We start from the raw sequence: 19290 nt of genomic DNA, 5'->3' as shown, positions 1-19290 counted from the left end.
TTAAGTGACACTTCATGTGCAGTAATATCTTGTACAAAGTGTCAAAGTTGGACGAAACAATGGACTTAGCAACACGATTAGAACTGCTTCTTGAAGTTTCCAAAGCAGGATCTTTTGCCAAAGCTGCAGATAGGCTGAACGTTGATCGCTCTGTTTTATCAAAGCAGGTAAAACAACTAGAGGAGCACTTGGGCGTAAGGTTGATCAATCGCACAACCCGCTCACTTTCGTTTACTCATGTAGGAAAACAGATCGTAGAGCAAGCAGTGAAGGTGAGTGAGTTGCTTGAAGATACGGAAAATATAGCCGCGTGTTTCTATAAAGAACCTATCGGCAATCTCCGTATATCGAGCACGACTCTGTTCGGTCGTCGGTTTCTGCAAAAAGCAGTTGAGGAGTTTCTAACTCGTTACCCAAGAGCGTCGATTGAATTGATACTAGATGATAGCCGTGTTGATTTGGTGGGCGAGGGGTTTGATATTGTCTTTCGTATTGGCCCAATGAGAGATTCGTCGATGATTGCCAAGAAGCTTGCCGACAACAAAACGGTCATAGTTGCCTCAGAAGCATTTATTGATAAGCACGGTATGCCACGTAGCCCAGAAGAGCTGACGATGTTACCAAGCATTATCTACTCACATGCAGGTTTTGTTGCGGACAAAGTTCAGTTCTATCTAGAGAGTAACACTGGGGAGCTTGAAACTTACGCCCTAAAAGGCAACTACCGAGTGAACGAGCCTGAGTTAATTGTCGAAAGTATAAAAGCCTCGCTCGGTTTTGGTCAGATAGGCCAATTTATGCTGAATGAAGGTTTGGCTGAGCAAGGTTTGGTGCAATTGTTGCCAGAGCGCGAAATTCCGTCTTTTGGTGATATCTATGCTATGTACACTCATCGAAAGCAGTCGCCGCTGGTGTTGGCCTTTATTGAAATCGTTCAAGAGATCATTGGTACACCACCAAGCTGGGAGAAGCACTTCGCTTAAAGAGAAAGATATATCAATCAGCTACTTGGTAGGCCTAGTTATTAATTATGCATTCAGTACAGCATGGTTTTTTTGTACGGATTGGTGTTGCCTGAGGTTACAGGCCCGTTGACATCCGGAATTACGGATAGTTTTCAGAGATTGAAACCTGCATCTTCATGTTGAGCAGGTAAAGATAGTTGAGTTTTATATAATGACAAAAATACCGCTGATCGAGTCAGCGGTATTTTTATTGAGATCATTGGTTTGAAGGGGTGTGTATAGATTTCCTAGTTTGCAGAAGCTAATTCGACACTTTGTGTTTCACTAGCAACTTTCCAATCTCCACCTAACGCTTTATATACCGCAATCGTGGTGTTGGCCGTTTGAAGCTTGGCGGCTACTTGACGATCTTGCATCGCTTTTTGTTGTCTTTGTGCGTCGAGTACCGACAAGTAATCAACTAGACCCGCTTTGTATAATGACTTCGCTTTGCTTACGGCGTTGTCCACGGCGGCTGTTGCTTCATCTATCCGCTTTTGGTTTTCTTGGCTTCTGCCATAAGCGAACAATGTTGAGTCTACTTCTGCAAACGCGCTGTCTACCGAGTGTTGGTAGTTAAGCGCAGCAGAACGGAATCTAGCTTCGTTCATTTCCACCATGGCTTCACCCCTGCCACCATCGAATACATTCCAACTGATGCCTGCAGATGCAGCCCAACCGAACGAGTCGCTACTGAACAGATCATCAAAGCTACCTGCGGTGATACCTGGTGTGCCCGTTAGGAAGAACTTCGGATAGCGATTAGCAATGCTGGCGCCGAGTTCTTCGTTAATCGCCGCCATTTCACGTTCTGCGATTCGGATGTCTGGGCGTTGTTCCAACAAGTCAGAAGGTAACCCCGTAGGGATAATGTCTGTCATTCTTGGCAAGGTAAATTCGACAGCTAAACGCTGATTCACGCTTATGAGTGATTGACCTAACAATACTGCCATACGCTGCTTGTGAACTTGCTCTGCTATCTCCAGTTGCGGCACGATAGACTCTGTTCCGGCAAGCATTGCTTTGGCTTGAGCAAGGTCTAGTTCAGAACCATAACCACTTCTTACAACCTTGGTGACCAGTTCCAGTGTTTGCTTTTGATCTTGAATGTTCTCAAGGGCAATCGCTTTACGTTCTTGAGCGCCACGGTATTGCAGGTAGTTGTGAATCACATCTGCGGTGATCAGTGTGTTCAAACCTGATTGGAATATTTCAGCTTGTTCAATACGAATCGTTGCGGCGTTGGATTGCTTGTCAATTCGACCAAACAAGTCCATTTCCCATGCGATGCTCGCACCTAAGAAACTACCATCGTGTTGCGCTTCCAATAACGACATGCCTGTTGCAGATTCAACTGCGTCTGACGCCCCAAAGACTGGGCCGAGTAGGGAGTCGTTCTCACTCAGTTGATAGTTGTAGTAACCGCCGCCAACGTTCACTGTGGGTACTTTGAACGATTCAACGACACTCTTGTACGAGTTAGCGATCTTGATGCGTTCTGCCGCCAATTTAAGAGGGATGTTTTGGTTTTGAACGTCGGTCACTAATTGGTTTAGCGTAGGATCATTAAATTGCGTCCACCAGTGACGGTGTTGTTGGTTTGTCTCGCTGTGGTTCTCGCTATTCTGGCTGTAGAGAAAAGTTTCAGCCATTGTTGTTTGTGGTTCTTCGTAATCAGGTCCAACCGCACAACCTGTAAGCAGTAGTGCTAGGGCAATAGGAGCCACTTTAAACCGAGGTAATAGATACATGTTTATGCTCCTTATTTGTTAATGTTTGGTTGGTTATCATTTGGAGTTCCACTGACTGTACAATTGGGTGTTGCTTCAAGGGTGACAATTGCATCTTGAATGGCTTCGTTGACCGTAGTCGCACTCTCTTCTGAACGATAGAAGAGCTTATATAACGCAGGCATTACGAATAGTGACAATACGGTTGCAGCGGCAAGACCACCGATAATGGTTGCGGCCATTTGATCGAATAGCAGGTCGGTTAACAGTGGAATCATGCCAAGAGCAGTGGTTAACGCCCCCATTGAAATTGCCATGGTTCGGTTTACGGTAGCTTCTTTAATCGCGTCTGATAATGAACGACCATTGGTACGCTCAAGCTCAATTTGATCCATCAACACGATGCCGTTTTTGATGATCATCCCCGTGAGTGTTACTGCACCAATCAATGCCATAAATCCGAACGGTTTATCTAACAGCAATAAGCTGAACGTTGCGCCAGTTGCAGCTAATGGCAAGGTAGTGAATATGATAACGGGCTGTTTGAAACCATTGAACATCGCGACCAAGATAATCACCATCAACAAGATTGCTTTTGGAAGTTGCTTGAGAATATCGCTTACGGCTTTGTGTTCGTCATAATATTCGCCACCCCATTCAAGGCTGTAACCATGAGGTAGGTGAATCGCTTCGATTTGATCTTTGATGGAGTTTCTGACTGCCGCTGGCGTGGTGTAACGACCCACACCTGCTTGTGCTGTGATAGTTTTCACACGGTCACGACGCCAAATCATAGTTTCTTCACTGGTGAGTTCGAACCCATCAATAACTTGACCTAGAGGCACGCTGTGCACACCAAGTAGTGAACGCACAGGCAGTGTTTCTAGTGATTCAATTGAGCTTTCAGTTCCACGTAGTTGGATCGTCACCAACTCATCGTTTAGGTTCATGCGGCCAAGAGGCATGCCTTCAGACGCACGCTTCATTGCAAAGGCGATATCTGCTCTATTAATACCCGCTAGGCGGATTTTGTCTTGGTTGATGATAGGTTCAAGCACTTTACTTTTCTGGCGCCAGTCATCACGAACGTACTTGGTATCGGGGTGCTCCGCTAGAATCGCTTGAGCTTGTTCAGATAGGTTGTGTAGAACGTTAACATCAGGGCCTGAGAAACGAGCTTCAACGCTGAATTTATCTGAGGTTGCGAGTTTTAAGCTTCTAAAGCGTGGGTCGGCGTTTGGAAACTCCTCAGTTAACCATTTGTCACCACGAGCAATTAATGGACTCAATGAAGGGAAGTCAGTCGCGTTGATTAAAATTTGGCCGTACGCAGGGTCAAACGGTTCTGGTTCAATGGTTACGGAGAAACGTGGGGCACCGGCACCGACATAGGTTGAAATGCTGGTCACTTCCGGTTGTTCTAATAACCAAGCTTCGATACGCTTCATGTCTTCCGATGTTTGCTCCACCTTTGCGCCATTCGGTAGCCAATAATCCAAAAACAGGATAGGTCGGTCGGCTTGTGGAATAAAGTTAACAGCAATACTTGGAATTGCGAGCGCCGTTACTAATATCAATGGAACCAGAGCGCTCAATGCTTTTAGCGGGTTATCTACGGTCCAATTAACACTCTTACGGTATAAGCTGATTTTAGTATTTTCTTTTTGCTTCGTTGGCTTGATGAAGATCCAACACATCAGTGCAGTGAAGGTCATCGCGACAAACCAAGATAACAACAGAGATGAAGCGATGATTAGGAATACTGAGCTAGAAAACTCGGCGGCATCTGTTTTTGAGAAGATAACTGGGCTTGCACCCATGATAGCGATGACGGTTGCACCAAACAGCGGTGTAGCCGTTTCTTTTACTGAATCTATTGCCGCTTTAGTACGGTCAATCCCTTTGTTGATTTTAACAATCATCATATCGGTTATAACAATCGCGTTATCGACCAACATACCTAACGCCAAGATGAACGTGCCTAACGAAACCCTATGCAAATCAATAGAAGTTAAGTTCATGTAGATTAAGGTCAGTAGGATAGTCAGGATCAAGCTAGTACCAACGATCGTGGCACTCTTTAGTCCCATGAAAACGGCAAGTACGATAAATACAATCGCGACACTTTCAACTAAGTTGTTGGCGAAATTATCAATCGATTTTTGCACTTCATCTGGTTGATTGGCAACGGTTGCGATATCAACACCGAGTGGAAGAGTCGCTTGGAAATCATTCACGATACGGTTGATGTCATCGCCTAACGAAACAACGTTAACGCCAGTAACAGGGCTCATCGCTAAGGTCACCGCGGGTGAGCCGTTATAGCGATTTTCAGTCATCATTGGTTCTTGGTAACCCATGGTGACTTCAGCAATATCACCCAGGCGAATTAGGCCTGTGCCAAATTCACTTACACCGCCTTTAAGCATTAAGTTTTTGATGTCTTCCAGAGACGAAAACTCACTGGATTGTTGAACCCGGATTCTTTCGCTACCCGCGGAAAACTTACCCGCTTCAAATGTTGTGTTTTGCGTGTTCAGTTGACTCCAAACTTGTGCCATCGATAGACCGTATTGAGCCAGCCGTTCGTCTGGGATATCAATATGCACGACGCGAGGTTGAACGCCGTGTAGCTCGACTTTTTTAATGCCATCAACGGTTTTGATGCGTCGTTGTAATTCTTCTGCGTAACGGCGCAATTCGACAGGTGATGCATCTTCACTGTGTATTGAGAAAAGCATGCCATACACTTCAGAGAATTCGTCTTGTACAACGCTGATTTGGGCGGTACTGGGCAGAAGTATCTTCATATCAGACACTTTACGACGCAATAGATCCCACTCTTGTGGTAATTGGTCTGATTGTAGTGACTCCCTCAAGTCTACAAATACCATCGACATACCAGGGCGAGACAGCGAACGAAGTCGGTTTAATGTCGCCATTTCTTGAAGCTTAGTTTCGACGGTGTCAGTGACTTGTTGTTCAACTTCTTCAGCTGAAGCGCCAGGGTATAGAGTGACGACCACAGCGGTTTTGATGGTGAAGCTTGGATCTTCAAGCTTGCCTAAATCGAAATAAGAGAATAGGCCTGCGATCACACTCAATGCAGTGAAAAACAGGATGAAGGTGCGTTGTTTGATCGCAAAATCAGCTAGATTCATCATGGTCTACCTACAGGCTCTTGACTTGGATATTTGAGAAATGCTGACCTTCGATCACGTACTGAGAGCCGCTAACGATCACGTAGTCGCCATCTTTCAATGTCGATTCAACACATGCTGAGTCTTTGTTAAGCGATACAACGTTAACCATTACACCTTGTGCTTGTTCGTTTTCGATCGTGAACACTTGCTCGATACCCGATTGATTCACGATGGCTGAATAAGGTAGACAGAAGTTGTTAGAGATTTCACCTAGCTGAGTCGACAAGGTTACTGCTTTGCCCGGTAAGAGTTGTCCAGATACTTGTTCATCAGTGAGTAACGCTAAACGGTAAGTCACTGAGTAGGTTTGCTTGATTGGATGTGGCTGAGTCGAGATCTCACTGGCGTAAGCCGTTAGTTGATGTTTTGACCCATACCAACTGATTTGCGATTGTTGATCTGAGCTGAATTTATGAATGAGATTTTCAGGGACATCAATTTTAACTTCAAGTTGGTCCGGGTTGTGAATCGTAAACACAGAGATGCCCGGTAGAACTTGCTCGTACTGATCGAAGTTGGAAGAAGCAACGATTCCATCGAAAGGCGCGAGCAGTTGAGTATAACGAATGGTGTCTTTGGCACGGCGAATGTTTTGCTCAACGACTTTAACGGCTGCTTCGCTACGCTCGTAACCACTAATTGCTCTGTCTAGGTTAACGTTAGCAATGGCGTTGTCATCAATCGCTTGTTTTACGCGTGCGAGTTCTGCCTTGGCAAGTTTGTGTGCTGATTTCGCCTCTAATGCGCGAGCTTGTAACTCCTCTAACGCAACTTGGTAGTTGTGCGGGTCAAGTTCTGCTAAAGGTTGACCTTTAACTACGGTATCACCGGTCGACACTAGGATCTTTTGGATGGTGCCGGGAACACGAAATGCCACGCCTGCGGTTTCAGAAGATTGCAGTTTACCTGTAAACGATTTGTGAGTTTGATTTGCTAGTGGTTCTAGCTGAACGACTTGAATCGGGCGATCTTGTTTTTTCTTCTGACCCATGCCAGATGGTGTGGTTACAACGGATTGGTTACAACCGATAAGAGACAGAAGAGTCGCTGCAAGTAGGGAATAGCGATAGATTGGCATCATGAATTGCTCCTAAATATTGATAGAGCAATTGTATCTAGATGTAAGTCAGAGATAATCAGTGTTAACGGTATAACACTGTCATGCTAATCATGACAATAACTAAAGATTTGGCAGTTCTTGTAACAAGAAATCAATCAATAATTGGCTAGCATGACTCAATGCCTTGCGTTGTGGATACAACAACCAAGCCTCATCTTTTCGCATAGTATCGGTCGGGAAAAGGTTAATCAGTGAACCGTCTTTGAGCTCTTGCCTCACCATGAGTTCTGGTAATAGAGCGATACCTCGATGACGTGTTGATGCGCCTTTTACGAAACCGATACTGTCGCTGACGATAGAAGGTTCGACCTTAACTACTTGGCCTGATATCTCCCATTCTTTGTCTATATCGCCGCTTGGCCAGCGAAAACAAACACACGGAAAACGAGAGAGTTCTTCAATCGTTGAGGGTTTGCCATATTTCTCAATGTATTCTGGACTAGCAACAAAAATACGTTGTAAATCCATCACCTTACGCGCCACCACGTTGGAGTCACTTAAGCGGCCACCATGCATGGCGAGATCTAGTCCTTGGCGGTACATGTCAAGAAAGCCGTTACTGATACTTCTTATATCGAGTTCAACCTCAGGGTATAAATCTTGGAATTTAAAGAGCGTAGATTGAACGATATCGCCTGTCTCTGGAAGCAAACCAATTTTCACACGACCGTGTGGAACTTCTAAAAGGTTAGATGCCATGTGGTTGGCTTTTTCAAGTGCACTTAATGCTTTCAGTAACTCGTTATAATAAAGCTCACCTGACTTAGTGACCGATAAACTTCGAGTGGTACGAAAGAACAATTGGATATTGAGTGTTTTCTCTAAATCGTTGATCCGTCGACTGACATTCGCACGTGGTAGATCTAATGCGTTAGCTGCAGCGGTAAAGCTACCAAGTTCAACAACGGTCGTGAATAGTTTAAGGTCTTCGATTTTCATAATGATGGACGTGTTCGAATGCTGACTTGGGATAATTGGTTGGTATCGTATATCAAATGGTATATAAAATCGAAAAAACCGATGAGTAATTATGTACTCATCGGTTTTAGTTAAATTAGAATCGAGCAATGGTAAGCAACAAAATCCAAAGTTTAGCGACCGCGTCCGTCCAACATAACAACAATTGTTTTAGTAATGATGCTTAGATCTGCTGCAATCCAAGATTTAACAGAGCATAGACTCAGAGCGTAACTGTGATCAAAACCGACTTTACGACGAACATCATCTATGCACGTGTCATAACCTTGATTAACTTGAGCTAACCCCGTGATACCAGGCATTACGCCGTATGTGCGGTCAGCGAAGTATGGAATTTCATTTTCCAATTTGTTGTAAAAGGTTGGACGCTCAGGGCGAGGGCCGATCAGCGACATCTCACCTTTTAATACATTAAATAGTTGTGGAAGTTCATCAAGACGCGTCTTTCTCAGAAACCGCCCAACAGGGGTGATGCGAGGATCGTTCTGAGTCGCCCAAACCGCACCAGAACGTGTTTCTGCATCTTCGTACATGCTGCGAAACTTCATGATTTCAAATATTTCCATCTTCTCAGGTGTTGATTTACCAACGCGCAATTGACGATAGAAGATCGGCCCGCGTGAGGTTAGCACAATAGCCAGTGCTATAAATGGGAACACCGGAGATAAGATAACTAACGCGAATAAAGAGCTTACAAAATCAAAAGTACGTTTCGCGCGAGCAATTTTATTTTGGTATAAGTTTTGGTTAGATAGTTGGTCAATGTTCATCATGGTTAGTCCTTAACGATTAGCTCGAGTCCAAGGGGCGTTTTCGAGTCCTAGTAGGTAACGTATGCCACCAATGAAGTTGGCATAATGACCAACGATTAAATATGAAATTAAAGAAATCGGTTTATTAGTGAGATTCTTAGGCATGATGCAACCCAGTACGCCGATGCTATAAACAGCAATTTGCGCCCAAAGCATGACTTCGAATACTAAATAATCTCTAAGAAGAACTGAGCACACTAAGCAAACAATCATTAAATAGGGTGTTAACAGTCTTAATCCTTTTCCGGAGAAGAACGCAAACGCGATACCTTTAAATTTGGGGTTGAATAGGCCAACTAATCGAATTGCTTGCTGCATATTGCCTGCAGAAATCCTTAATCGACGTTTAAAGTCAGTTCTCAAGTTGGATGCTTCAAGCTCTAATGCCACCATCTGTGCTTCGTAGACCGCGATGAAGCCTTGTTTTACGATTTGCATAGGTAAAATGAAGTCATCATTGATGGTATTTAGAGGCAGTGGCTCAAACAAACTCGTTCTAAATAAATAGAAAGCACCGTGAGAACCTAAACTAGAGCCCATCGACGCTTCGCACTCTTTAACAACGGTTTGATACTTCCAGTAAGTGTTTTCACCTTCGTTTCCAGTAGGGCATAGTTGATAAGTCGCATTAACAACACCAACCTTGTCACTTTCAAAATGCGCACTTGCGATTAACAGTGCATCCAATGATATCAACGCTGAAACGTCACTCAATGCTATGATGTCACTTGTTATGCTCGTCACTTCTTCGTTGATAACAGAAACTTTTCCTCTGTTTTGTACATGGTCATGTATTTCAAAGTAAATATCGCTGCACATCGCTTCTTGAATGGTCATCTGCGCGATTTCGACCGTGTTGTCAGTACATCCGTCGCAGGCAATAATCACTTGCAATTTCTTTTTAGGGTAATCAAGAGCGGATAGGTTACGAATCTTATCTGCTATCCATTGTTCTTCATTAAATGCAGGCACAAGGATAGTGATAGTTGGAAGTGTGCAGTCTTGCTCTACATCTTTATAGCAACGAGAGTTTTCGCTTACAGTACGAGCTGGATGGTGTCGTGCATACCAACGTAACAGTATTGGATATGCTGCGTGGTGATAAACAATCAAAGCGCTAGAAAACAAAAATAAGCCAGCGAGTATCCAATCGTTCATGCGAAAGCTCCTTCAGAAATGTCGTTGTAAGAGGCGACCATTTTTACAATGTCGAAATGTTCAAGTACGTAACTCCGTGGGGATAAAAAGCATTCATTTTGGTTTTCTAACAATGCGTTGGCGAGCCCAGTAATGCTGCCACTTTTAACAAGTGTGCCACTCACTGGGCATAAAGTTTCATCAACTGCTCCAACGTTCATTGCGACCGTCGGGATGTTGCAGGCTTGAGCTTCAAGCGTTGAAAGCGGTAAACCTTCATATCGGGATGGAAGGCAGAATACGTTTAATGCACCATAGAAGGTTGCCATGTCTTCAACTAAACCAAGAAATATTACGCGCTCATTTAATTGCAGTTTGTTGGTTAATGCTGCCAATTGTTCACGCTTAGAACCGACTCCAGCAAATGCCACTATGGTATTGGCTGGTAGTAGGGCAAGCGCTTTGATGAGTTGGTCTTGGCCCTTAACTTGTTCTAGTCGACCTGCGCAACCAATAATATGTTTGTCGAGTGGCAGATTGAGTTTCGCTCTGGCCTCTGTTATTGGCTGCGGTCTAAATTTGTCACAATCGACGCCATTTTTAATAGTAATGATGTTTTTGTAAGAGAAGGCGCGGCAAAGTTGTTTGTAAACACGAGTAGCATCAGCAACGAGAGTGGGCTGAGCGGCTTTCAATGCAAGAGCTTGCAGGCGACGACGTTTAGTGTTGTTTAGGTGCCATGCGTCGTGCTCGGTGTGAATTCGTGTTGGCACTCCCGTTATGCGTGCAGCATAGCCGGCGTACAGCAATGGGCCAATGTGATGAGTGTGAACCACGTCTGGGCGGATAGCTTTGAACGCTTTAATTAGCTTGAGAATGACATTGAATTGAACGCCTGGCTCTTTGTCTAGAAATACGATTTGGTTGTGGTAAGACTCTAGTTTCGGCCAATTATCGATAGATTCTTGCTTTGTTCCCTCTAAGCTTACAATCAGCACCTGGTCATACGGTTTAGCAAAGCGAAGCAAATCTAAGGTAAGTGTCTCTAGACCTCCGGGTGCAAGGTGCTGAACAACATGTATTACCTTCTTTCCATGTTTAGCGAGTTGGTTTCCCATAATTTTCTCCCTGCAATAAAATGGTCTAAGTTTGTTCGATGTTATTTTCTCATTAGACAATTGCACGAGTTATGCCAACTTATTAATTGTTATTTATCATGGCCTTATGTTTTTTCTTATGTTGTTGCTTTGTCATTCTCAATATAGGAATCAAAACACAATGATGGAATGAGTGAGTGAAAGCGAAGGTAAAGTACATGCTTAAACTGGCAGATGCTCAAAGATCAGGAATAAATAATAGTCGAAGAGTGAATACGTTTAGAAAGAGAAACACCAGCACTGAGCTGGTGTCTTGGTTCAAATTTAAATCGGCGTAGCTGGTTTTTGAACTAGCTCATTCTCGGAATAACAGTGATCACTGGCACACCTAAAATGTCTTCGATTTCTTCCTTACGTTTAATGGAAGAGTCGAACAATTCGAATAACACTGCCAAACCTATACCTAAACCAATTCCAGCTACTAGTCCTGCTAGGACAAACACGAAGGTTGGCATGTTTGACTTTACGCTCGGAGTGAACGGTAAATCGATGATTTTAACTCGTTTGTTCTGTTCGAATACACCTAACGACCCGGTTAGCTGAGCCATTTCATAACGTTCCGTCAACTCATCGTACAGTTGACGTTTGATATTCACATCACGTTGAAGTCGATACATCTCTTTGGCGTTTTCACCGAAATTGTTAGCCTTGTTTTCTAACTCAAAGATCATTGTTTTCAGGCTCTTGGTCTCTTCGGTTAATGATTCAAATTGAGCTCGAACTAATTGCAAGCTGTGTAATTGGGTCACAAGAAGTGGTTGAGTATCTGATAACTTGTTCAATGTGGTGCTACTGGCAATGTCCCATAACTGATCACTGTTCATACTCGGTTGTTTTAGATCGAGTAGCATTTTTCTTTCGTTCTCAAGGCGCTCTAATTCACGAACTTTTGCTTGCACGGCACTGTGTCTGTCGGTGTATTTGGCTTGTAGCAAAGTGAGTTCACTACGAATATCAATAATCTGATCTTCTAAGCGCCCAATCACGGGGTTGGTTTTTGATAATTGTTGATCAATCGAACCTAAACTTTTTTTAACACCAGATAATTCCGCTTCTTTTTCTGCAAGTGTTTGTTTGAGTGAAGCTAAACGATTCAAGCTCTGACTTTGCACTTCTGGTGTTGAGTGTACGTTTTCATTCACATAGAGCGCTAATGCTTCTTCTGCATCAGCGAGTTCGGCACTGCGTTCATCAATATGAATTTTCAAAAAGTCACTAGAATCTTGAATGGATGAACGTTCCGGGGCTAACAACTGCTCAATAAAGTGTTCGCTGACAGACTGAAGGGTCGCTTCCATACCAATCGATGTGTTTGAGCTTAGGCTGATTTTGAGAAAATCTTTGCCTAGCTGAGTCACGGATAAACGTTTAGACAAATCAGATATAATTTCCTCACGGTCCAAACTCGACATCTTTGGAGTAATCAGTTCAAGCTCTTCTGCTACCGAATAGAGGACATGACGGCTATGAAGCAGTGTTCTAAGTGCACTGATGCGATCTTTAAGCATAGTTGAAACGGCAATGTCCTCTAAAAAAGGGTTCATCTTCGCAGTTTCTTGAATCAACATACTGGTATGAGCATCATATTTTGTCGGTGCTAGCTTACTCACGCCGAAACCAACGAAAGGAAGGATAAGAATCGGTACCATAATTACGTAACGCTGACGCCACGCCGCGTTCAAAAGAACTAATAGTCGCAATTTAAGATTATTCATAATAGCTCCAACATCCAATGTACGAAGTTACCACGGTTCTGCCAGCTGTCTTTTTCAACGATTGATATCGGTGAATTTGAAAGTTGGCGAGCTCTATCGAGTGCCTTTATCATTTGTTGTGCGTTGTTAACGGTTGTAACGTGTTCTTGATAAGGCAAGAGAGCAGGGAATGGCGTTGTAACAATAGGCGTTCCTGCTGCTAGGTATTCCATGAGTTTTAATGGACTACATGCGCGAATTTGTTCGTTATCAACGAAAGGCAGCAGACTCACATTCCAGTGCTGGGAATAACTTGGTAACGTATGATGTGGTCGTGGTCCAAGGTAATGCACGTTATTAAGTGTCGGCAGCGCTAAGTTATCTAATTCGTTTGGGCCAATAAAGACGAAATCCCATTCCGGCATTGCGCTAGCAACATGTCCAATCATTTCATAATCTAACCACTTAGATAAGCTGCCATAAAAGCCCGCGATTGGTCGATGATTACTCGGCAAATCGTCCGCTCTAACGGTTGGTGTTGAGAAGAGACCAACATCGACTCCGTGTGGCAATAGTTGAGATTTATCTTCAGGAAATTTAGTCATGAGCTTCTTGCTTGCTGCAAAGATTAGATCTGACTTTTCGATGAGTTCAGATTCATGCTCAGTAATGGTTTGATGGTCAACACCGGCTAAGGCGCTGAAATCGTCTCCACAATAATAAACCACTGCAGATTCGCCAAGGTGACCACACAGGTCAACAGCCGTGGGAAGTGATGTCCAAAGAATTGGAGCGTAAAGGTTGAGCTCTGCAATAATCGGCTTAAGTTGTTTCAACATCATTCGTTGCGCCAGCTTTCTTGATAATTTAGACGCTGGTGCCGGTATCGTCTTTAAATTGACGACTGTAATGTTGCTTTGCCCATTTGAGTCGAGCATATTCTGTGTTACTGCGTTTGTCTTACCCAATAGTTTGTTGAACGCACGAGAGACATCTTTTACTGAAAGTTTAGGCTGTCTCAAACCAATTGAATTTACCCAAAGCACTTTGTGTGTTTTAGCAAGATGACGAACAAGATGTTGAGTCGACGACGGAAGACCGCCAAAGTCTTCACCGAATACGATTAAATCACGCATGATCACCTCCACGAGTTTCAAATGAATCAAATGCATCAGATTTCGTCACTTCTTCGGACTTAATTTGACCAACGACTCGAGCAGGATTACCTGCGGCGATTGAAAACGAAGGGATGTTTTTCGTAACCACACTACCAGTTGCAACAACAGCGCCTTCGCCAATGGTCACGCCACCTTTTATAGTGACGTTAGTACCTAACCACACGTCTTGCTCAAGAACAATGTCGCCGATTTGTTGAGGGTCGTCACCTTCACCTGCAGCTCGACGTTTTGCATCAAGCGGGTGGCCAGAGTACCCAAACAAGAATGCACCGCCAGCGATGCGAACATTGTCTGAAATGATGACTTTACCTCCCACGGCAATTGTTGACTGCCAACCAATATCGACATTATTACCAATGGAAAGAAGAGGGTGCTCTAAGCCCTCTAATGGCTGAGTACAGCCTGAAAATGTACTGTGGCCAGAGATACGACAGTTATCGCCAATTGAAATCTGTAGTGGACCGCTCACAAATGGCAAGCCACCGTATAGATACAAATGCTTTCCACATTGAGCGATTCTGCCTTTGAATGTGGGCGTCCAGTAGAAGAATCGGGTAAAGCCAGAAACCATATTTGCAACCAACTTGTGTGCTTGGTATAGGCAGCGATTAAGTATTTGTGGGGTAGGTAGCTCGGCGCTTCTTAGGTCTTTCAAAATGAAAAATACATTTCTAATTCGAGAATTAGGATGAAATTTAAGCCAATGTTTGAATTGATGTATGGATGCTGACGTCATAATGAAGTTCCTTCTATGTTGTTATATAGATGTACTTTCACATTACGTGCCACTAAATTTATTTTTTTATTTCAGTAAGTTAGAGTTTTTCTTTTAGGTTTTCTCATTTTGACAAGCAGTATGAGACACGTTTGATACGCAAACTGTGAGTGCAGCTAGAATGTAAATTGGCCAGTTGAAGCCTTGTGTGAGGAAGGTGCCAGATACTATGGTACCGACTAAACCGGCATACACGGCATAAGCGACGGCATTAAGTTCGGGTGCGACAGACGTACCGGCTTGAGATAACCGTGCTAGCGTGGCTCTTGAGGTTCTGATTAACGAGATAATCAAAGTGACAAAAATGACTAAGCCAATAAAGCCTGTTTCTGCCAGAACGCCAAACCATGTGCTGTGAACTGCGTGATTCAAGCCGTCCCAATAGGAGCTATAGAAGAAGTAGTTTGAGTAGAAGTTATTTAAACCAACACCTGTCAATGGATTTTCTACGGCCATTTTAAAGGCCGCCTCCCAAGCGTAAATTCTCCCCATGGCAGATTCATCAATACCTTGTTCCGCTGCCCCTCCAGATGATCTATCGCCTATACCTGCGACAAAATAGAGTACTATCGCGCCGACCGCCCCCAATGATATTAATAGCACTTTTGAACGAATGAGTTTCAGAGCAAAGATACCAACAACCGCAATCGAGCCAAGTAATCCACCTCGGCTTTGAGTAGCGATAATCGCAACTAACAATAAGACACAAACTAATGCACTAATTATCCGCTTGAAATTGGAAATACCGGGTGTAATGGTTTGGCTAATGGCGAATGCGAGCGGGAAAAGCAACACCAAGGCGAGATCGTTCGGGTCACCGAGCATCGAGCCTAAATCTCGTCCAATAGTCACCCTAGAACCTTCGACAATACCAATACCGTTTACTGAATTATAAACAGCGATGATACTCACCAAAGCCCCTGCATAGATAATAGTCATCGCTGTCTTTGCGAGGTTTTCCGTCGTATTAACCAACCAAGTAATGGCGAGCGTCATGACGATGATCTTCCAATAAATGCTTTTAAATTCTGCAAATGCGATTGAACGGCTAGATGCGAACACAAGGCCAACAATGGTCAGCAACCAAAAGATGGCCAGCCAGCTCAGTGAATGGTGCCAGAATATCTTAAGCTCTCTACTGATTAACGAATGCCATAGCAGTGCCGATAATGCTCCCAAAGATAACAGTAGAGGTATCTTTAATGGGTAAAGTTGAGGTAGTGCCTCATGAATTCTGAAGAATGAAAATACGACGAACAAAAGCACAAACCAAAACGCTTTATTGATAACGAATAAAGCGCCCAGCGGTATAAAGGCAAGCACGATAACCACCGCAGGATGAGGAACTAAATACCAAGCAGCACCAATTATTAGACTCATGGTTGAAAGCCCAATAATGAGTGGTGTTCTGTTGGCTTGGTAGTTCATCGCATCTCCTTGCGGCTTGCACATCAACGGATTCAGGTAGTCGAACTTTCTGAAAACTATCATGATTAAAATTTACGAAATATCGGCTTCTAAACTCAATAGAAAAATTTTGCGCGTATTAATAGATAGCAAGGTGAGTGCCACATGTGAATTGTAATTAAATCATTGAATTTAATGATTATTTACCTGGCAGGTTTCGATGGGTTTTGAGGTTATTTCAAATTGAGAATCAGATTGAATAGAAGCGTTACAGAGATCGAATTGGTTAACTAGACAGAATCTATCGACGAAAAGCGTTGATTCGATGACAATTAGCAATCATAGCAATCCAATATTTGGGGAATAACCGCTTGTGGAGAGTACCTTTCGACGATCGTGTTTCTTGCTTTATGACTCATCGCTGTTTTTCCTTTAAGTGAAAGTCGCAACCAATTTTCTAAGCAAGTGTTGAGTTCAGTTTCATTTTTGGCAATGTAACCACTGGTTTGATGTTCAATCAATTGTGGCAAATTACCTACCGCAGCCGCGATTACTGGAATACCACGTACCATTGCTTCGAGTGCCGCCATCGGTAATCCTTCATATCGAGAAGGTATCACCAACACATCGATGATTTGCCAAGCATAATCCATACATGATTGGTGTCCATGGAATGTAAGATTGGTAGGCGGGTTGTTCTCTAATATTTGTCTTTCTGGACCATCTCCGAAAATATGAAATCGATGACTTGGGTGTGAGTTGGCCAGCGTCACGAACCTATCGGCTGCTTTTTCGTGACTCAAACGCCCAACAAAACCTATATCATAGATAGTTGTCGTATCTTCTTTAACATCTTTAACGAAACCAGAAGCAAAAAGGGACGATGGGCTTTCTGGAATTGAAATGAAATTATTGAGCAGTGTCGTTTGAGAGGGGATCTTATCCTTTATTTTGTCGCTCACTACTAAAGAGTGATTTGAGATAAAACCACTGTATCGATCTAAAAAATCGTACAACCACACTTTTCCTGTTGGCGTTTCACCGGCATGGTAAGTGGATACCTGATACAACTTGTTGGGCTTGACCAAGGATAACTTTGTCACCTTACTCATGATACTCGCTTTATAGCCGTGAGCATGAATGAGACATGGTCTATGTTGGTCAACTGCTTGTCTGATCTGCGACAACACATTCGAACCATTCGGTGCAAGATCGCAAAGGTTACAAAAGGGGATTTGTAATTGAGTTAAGCGTTGAATGATTGGAGGTTCTTGGGTGAACTTGGTGAGAAGGACGACTCTTACTTGTTTTTGGTGCTCAATTAAACCGAGGGCTAATTCAATAACATGAGTTTCGATTCCTCCAAAGGTTTGGCTGTCGATCAACAACCAAATCTCGTTTGACTTAATTTTATTTGGATCAAGAGCCAATTGTTCTTGATCCGATGTAAGGTGTGTTAGGACCGTATGACTAGGCTTGATTGTACTCATCTTCCGATTCCCAAGCCTGTTTCTTACGATAAACAGTAGAAGGGCTTAGCTCTAGCAATACTGCTGCATTTAGTACATTACCATCACAATGATTAATCGCGTGTTGAATGGCTTCGCGTTCAATTTGCCACATCGGACGAATTGCACCGTCGGTGGTCATTAATGGCGGTGTCATTGGTGCCTGTTGCGCTGGTATTTGATGATGTTGAGTTGCAGAGTTGAGTTCGAGTTCCTCTGGTGTCAAGGGTGGTAACTTGGTTTCAGGGGGCGCTGAATGTTGGGGGACTGCTACTGGCGACATATTTCGTATCGGATTGACACTTTTGGACGTTCTGATGTCCGTTTTATTAATTGGTGGCGGCACCATATCTTTAGTCACACTGGTTTCATTGTTCAACACCACGATATTTCTAATGACATTCTGCAATTGACGAACATTGCCTGGCCAAGGATAACGCTTCAACAACGCTTGCGTCTCTTTATCTATCGATCTGAATTTTTTCTTATCTTGCTTGGCATATAGCTTTAAGAAGTGGTTCGCCAAGGTGACAATGTCACTCCCGCGTTCTCTTAGTGGTGGCATCTCGATAGGCACAACGTGCACACGGTAGTATAGATCTTCACGGAACCGGCCTTCTTCCACTTCAACCAGTGGATCGCGGTTGGTTGCGCAGATGATTCGAACGTCGACTTTAATCTCGCGGTTACCACCGAGTGGTGTGAAAGTACCTGTTTGTAAGAACCTGAGGAGCTTTTTCTGCATCTCCAGTTCCATTTCACAAAGCTCATCGAGAAATAAGGTGCCGCCATGAGCTTGCATGGCTGAACCTTTTCGATCGGTTGTCGCACCAGTAAAAGCACCTTTGATATGACCGAAGATTTCACTTTCCATTAGGTCTCTAGGTATAGCGCCACAGTTAATCGCAACGAACGGTTTATCGCTACGTTGACTTTCTTGGTGTATCGCTTCCGCACAGACTTCTTTACCTGTACCACTCTCACCATTGATAAAAACACTGGCTGTAGTTGGCGCAACTGAGTCAATGATTTTGTAAACGGCTTGCATCGGTAGGCAAGAGCCTATGAAATTATGGAATCGGTCACGATCGAATTTGGTTTGAATATCGTCGACCAAGTTTTCGAGCTTCGCTCTGCGCAAGTGAAGATTAACCGATGTTTTTAAGCGATCTGCTTGAATGGGTTTTTCCAAGAAATCTTCTGCACCTCGTTGAATGAGGTCAACGGCGATATTCACAGAGCCGTGTGCTGTTGCAATGATAACCGCAGTCGGAACCTCGTTCTCACTGATCCAATCTAAGACCTCTTCGCCTGGCATATCCGGTAGTTTTAAATCGAGGATGACGAGCTGTGGTGCATGTCTCTTTATAAATGTTTTTGCTTCAGCGCCAGTTTCGACATGAAATATGTCGTATGGCTCATCTTTAACGTACTGTTTATAAAGTACGGCAAGGGAGGTGGAGTCTTCAACCAACAATACTTTAGGGCGCATTGTATAATTCCTTTTGAAACTTTATCCTAACCAATCAATAACATAGTGATATGTGACCATCAATACGAAACTAGTGTAATTGTTACCTACCGCAT

Annotated in this window: 14 protein-coding genes; 1 reads left to right on the top strand and 13 read right to left on the bottom strand. The window is 43.6% G+C overall.

Annotated elements, in window-relative coordinates; translation table 11 throughout:
• Positions 1-59: 59 nt before the first annotated feature.
• Positions 60-983: a LysR family transcriptional regulator gene (locus tag SJY39_RS22485; protein WP_010440963.1), complete on the top strand. Its 924-nt coding sequence runs from the start codon at positions 60-62 to the stop codon at positions 981-983.
• A gap of 269 nt (positions 984-1252) precedes the next feature.
• On the opposite strand, the gene SJY39_RS22480 is transcribed toward SJY39_RS22485, so the two are convergent.
• From SJY39_RS22480 to SJY39_RS22420, 13 genes are all read right to left on the bottom strand, one after another.
• Complete coding sequence (locus SJY39_RS22480) at positions 1253-2755, bottom strand: efflux transporter outer membrane subunit (RefSeq protein ID WP_010440961.1); 1503 nt, start codon at positions 2753-2755, stop codon at positions 1253-1255.
• Positions 2756-2766: 11 nt separating this feature from the next.
• The gene (locus SJY39_RS22475; RefSeq protein ID WP_372275465.1) at positions 2767-5895 is read right to left on the bottom strand and encodes an efflux RND transporter permease subunit; all 3129 of its coding nucleotides are present in this window, start codon (positions 5893-5895) and stop codon (positions 2767-2769) included.
• A 10-nt stretch (positions 5896-5905) separates the two neighbouring features.
• Positions 5906-7018, bottom strand: coding sequence for an efflux RND transporter periplasmic adaptor subunit (locus SJY39_RS22470; RefSeq protein WP_372275432.1), 1113 nt, complete (start codon positions 7016-7018; stop codon positions 5906-5908).
• Between the two features lie 99 nt (positions 7019-7117).
• Positions 7118-7996, bottom strand: coding sequence for a LysR family transcriptional regulator (locus tag SJY39_RS22465; protein WP_010440956.1), 879 nt, complete (start codon positions 7994-7996; stop codon positions 7118-7120).
• A gap of 152 nt (positions 7997-8148) precedes the next feature.
• The gene (locus tag SJY39_RS22460; protein ID WP_065612507.1) at positions 8149-8808 is read right to left on the bottom strand and encodes a sugar transferase; all 660 of its coding nucleotides are present in this window, start codon (positions 8806-8808) and stop codon (positions 8149-8151) included.
• A gap of 9 nt (positions 8809-8817) precedes the next feature.
• On the bottom strand, positions 8818-10005 hold the full coding sequence (locus tag SJY39_RS22455) for a glycosyltransferase family 2 protein (RefSeq protein ID WP_065612508.1): 1188 nt from the start codon (positions 10003-10005) through the stop codon (positions 8818-8820).
• Positions 10002-11102: a glycosyltransferase gene (locus tag SJY39_RS22450; protein WP_065612509.1), complete on the bottom strand. Its 1101-nt coding sequence runs from the start codon at positions 11100-11102 to the stop codon at positions 10002-10004. The genes SJY39_RS22455 and SJY39_RS22450 overlap by 4 nt, the downstream gene beginning before the upstream one ends.
• Positions 11103-11431: 329 nt before the next feature.
• The gene (locus tag SJY39_RS22445; protein WP_065100388.1) at positions 11432-12856 is read right to left on the bottom strand and encodes a chain-length determining protein; all 1425 of its coding nucleotides are present in this window, start codon (positions 12854-12856) and stop codon (positions 11432-11434) included.
• A complete protein-coding gene (locus tag SJY39_RS22440) occupies positions 12853-13971 on the bottom strand; it encodes a glycosyltransferase (RefSeq protein ID WP_065100827.1) in 1119 nt (372 codons plus the stop codon). Before SJY39_RS22440 ends, SJY39_RS22445 begins: the two co-directional genes overlap by 4 nt.
• Positions 13964-14749, bottom strand: a complete 786-nt coding sequence (locus tag SJY39_RS22435) for a DapH/DapD/GlmU-related protein (protein ID WP_065612510.1) — start codon at positions 14747-14749, stop codon at positions 13964-13966. Before SJY39_RS22435 ends, SJY39_RS22440 begins: the two co-directional genes overlap by 8 nt.
• 93 nt (positions 14750-14842) lie before the next feature.
• Positions 14843-16216 carry an O-antigen ligase family protein gene (locus SJY39_RS22430; RefSeq protein WP_016789313.1) on the bottom strand — a complete coding sequence of 458 codons (1374 nt, stop codon included), beginning with the start codon at positions 16214-16216 and terminating at the stop codon, positions 14843-14845.
• Positions 16217-16527: 311 nt separating this feature from the next.
• Positions 16528-17685, bottom strand: a complete 1158-nt coding sequence (locus tag SJY39_RS22425) for a glycosyltransferase family 4 protein (protein ID WP_010440941.1) — start codon at positions 17683-17685, stop codon at positions 16528-16530.
• Positions 17666-19195: a sigma-54 dependent transcriptional regulator gene (locus SJY39_RS22420; protein WP_016793297.1), complete on the bottom strand. Its 1530-nt coding sequence runs from the start codon at positions 19193-19195 to the stop codon at positions 17666-17668. Before SJY39_RS22420 ends, SJY39_RS22425 begins: the two co-directional genes overlap by 20 nt.
• Between the last annotated feature and the right edge of the window lie 95 nt (positions 19196-19290).

Origin of the sequence: Vibrio sp. R78045 (assembly GCF_042466085.1) — a bacterium.
GTDB lineage: Bacteria > Pseudomonadota > Gammaproteobacteria > Enterobacterales > Vibrionaceae > Vibrio > Vibrio cyclitrophicus.
The sequence above is the reverse complement of the archived record's forward strand: the minus strand, read 5'-3'. Positions and strand labels throughout refer to the sequence as shown.

Coding starts and splice junctions, on each gene's coding strand:
- SJY39_RS22475 (WP_372275465.1), bottom strand. CDS start 5,895: ATGAATCTAGCTGATTTTGCGATCAAACAACGCACCTTCATCCTGTTT.
- SJY39_RS22465 (WP_010440956.1), bottom strand. CDS start 7,996: ATGAAAATCGAAGACCTTAAACTATTCACGACCGTTGTTGAACTTGGT.
- SJY39_RS22455 (WP_065612508.1), bottom strand. CDS start 10,005: ATGAACGATTGGATACTCGCTGGCTTATTTTTGTTTTCTAGCGCTTTG.
- SJY39_RS22460 (WP_065612507.1), bottom strand. CDS start 8,808: ATGATGAACATTGACCAACTATCTAACCAAAACTTATACCAAAATAAA.
- SJY39_RS22430 (WP_016789313.1), bottom strand. CDS start 16,216: ATGAACTACCAAGCCAACAGAACACCACTCATTATTGGGCTTTCAACC.
- SJY39_RS22450 (WP_065612509.1), bottom strand. CDS start 11,102: ATGGGAAACCAACTCGCTAAACATGGAAAGAAGGTAATACATGTTGTT.
- SJY39_RS22425 (WP_010440941.1), bottom strand. CDS start 17,685: ATGAGTACAATCAAGCCTAGTCATACGGTCCTAACACACCTTACATCG.
- SJY39_RS22470 (WP_372275432.1), bottom strand. CDS start 7,018: ATGATGCCAATCTATCGCTATTCCCTACTTGCAGCGACTCTTCTGTCT.
- SJY39_RS22440 (WP_065100827.1), bottom strand. CDS start 13,971: ATGCGTGATTTAATCGTATTCGGTGAAGACTTTGGCGGTCTTCCGTCG.
- SJY39_RS22485 (WP_010440963.1), top strand. CDS start 60: ATGGACTTAGCAACACGATTAGAACTGCTTCTTGAAGTTTCCAAAGCA.
- SJY39_RS22480 (WP_010440961.1), bottom strand. CDS start 2,755: ATGTATCTATTACCTCGGTTTAAAGTGGCTCCTATTGCCCTAGCACTA.
- SJY39_RS22445 (WP_065100388.1), bottom strand. CDS start 12,856: ATGAATAATCTTAAATTGCGACTATTAGTTCTTTTGAACGCGGCGTGG.
- SJY39_RS22420 (WP_016793297.1), bottom strand. CDS start 19,195: ATGCGCCCTAAAGTATTGTTGGTTGAAGACTCCACCTCCCTTGCCGTA.
- SJY39_RS22435 (WP_065612510.1), bottom strand. CDS start 14,749: ATGACGTCAGCATCCATACATCAATTCAAACATTGGCTTAAATTTCAT.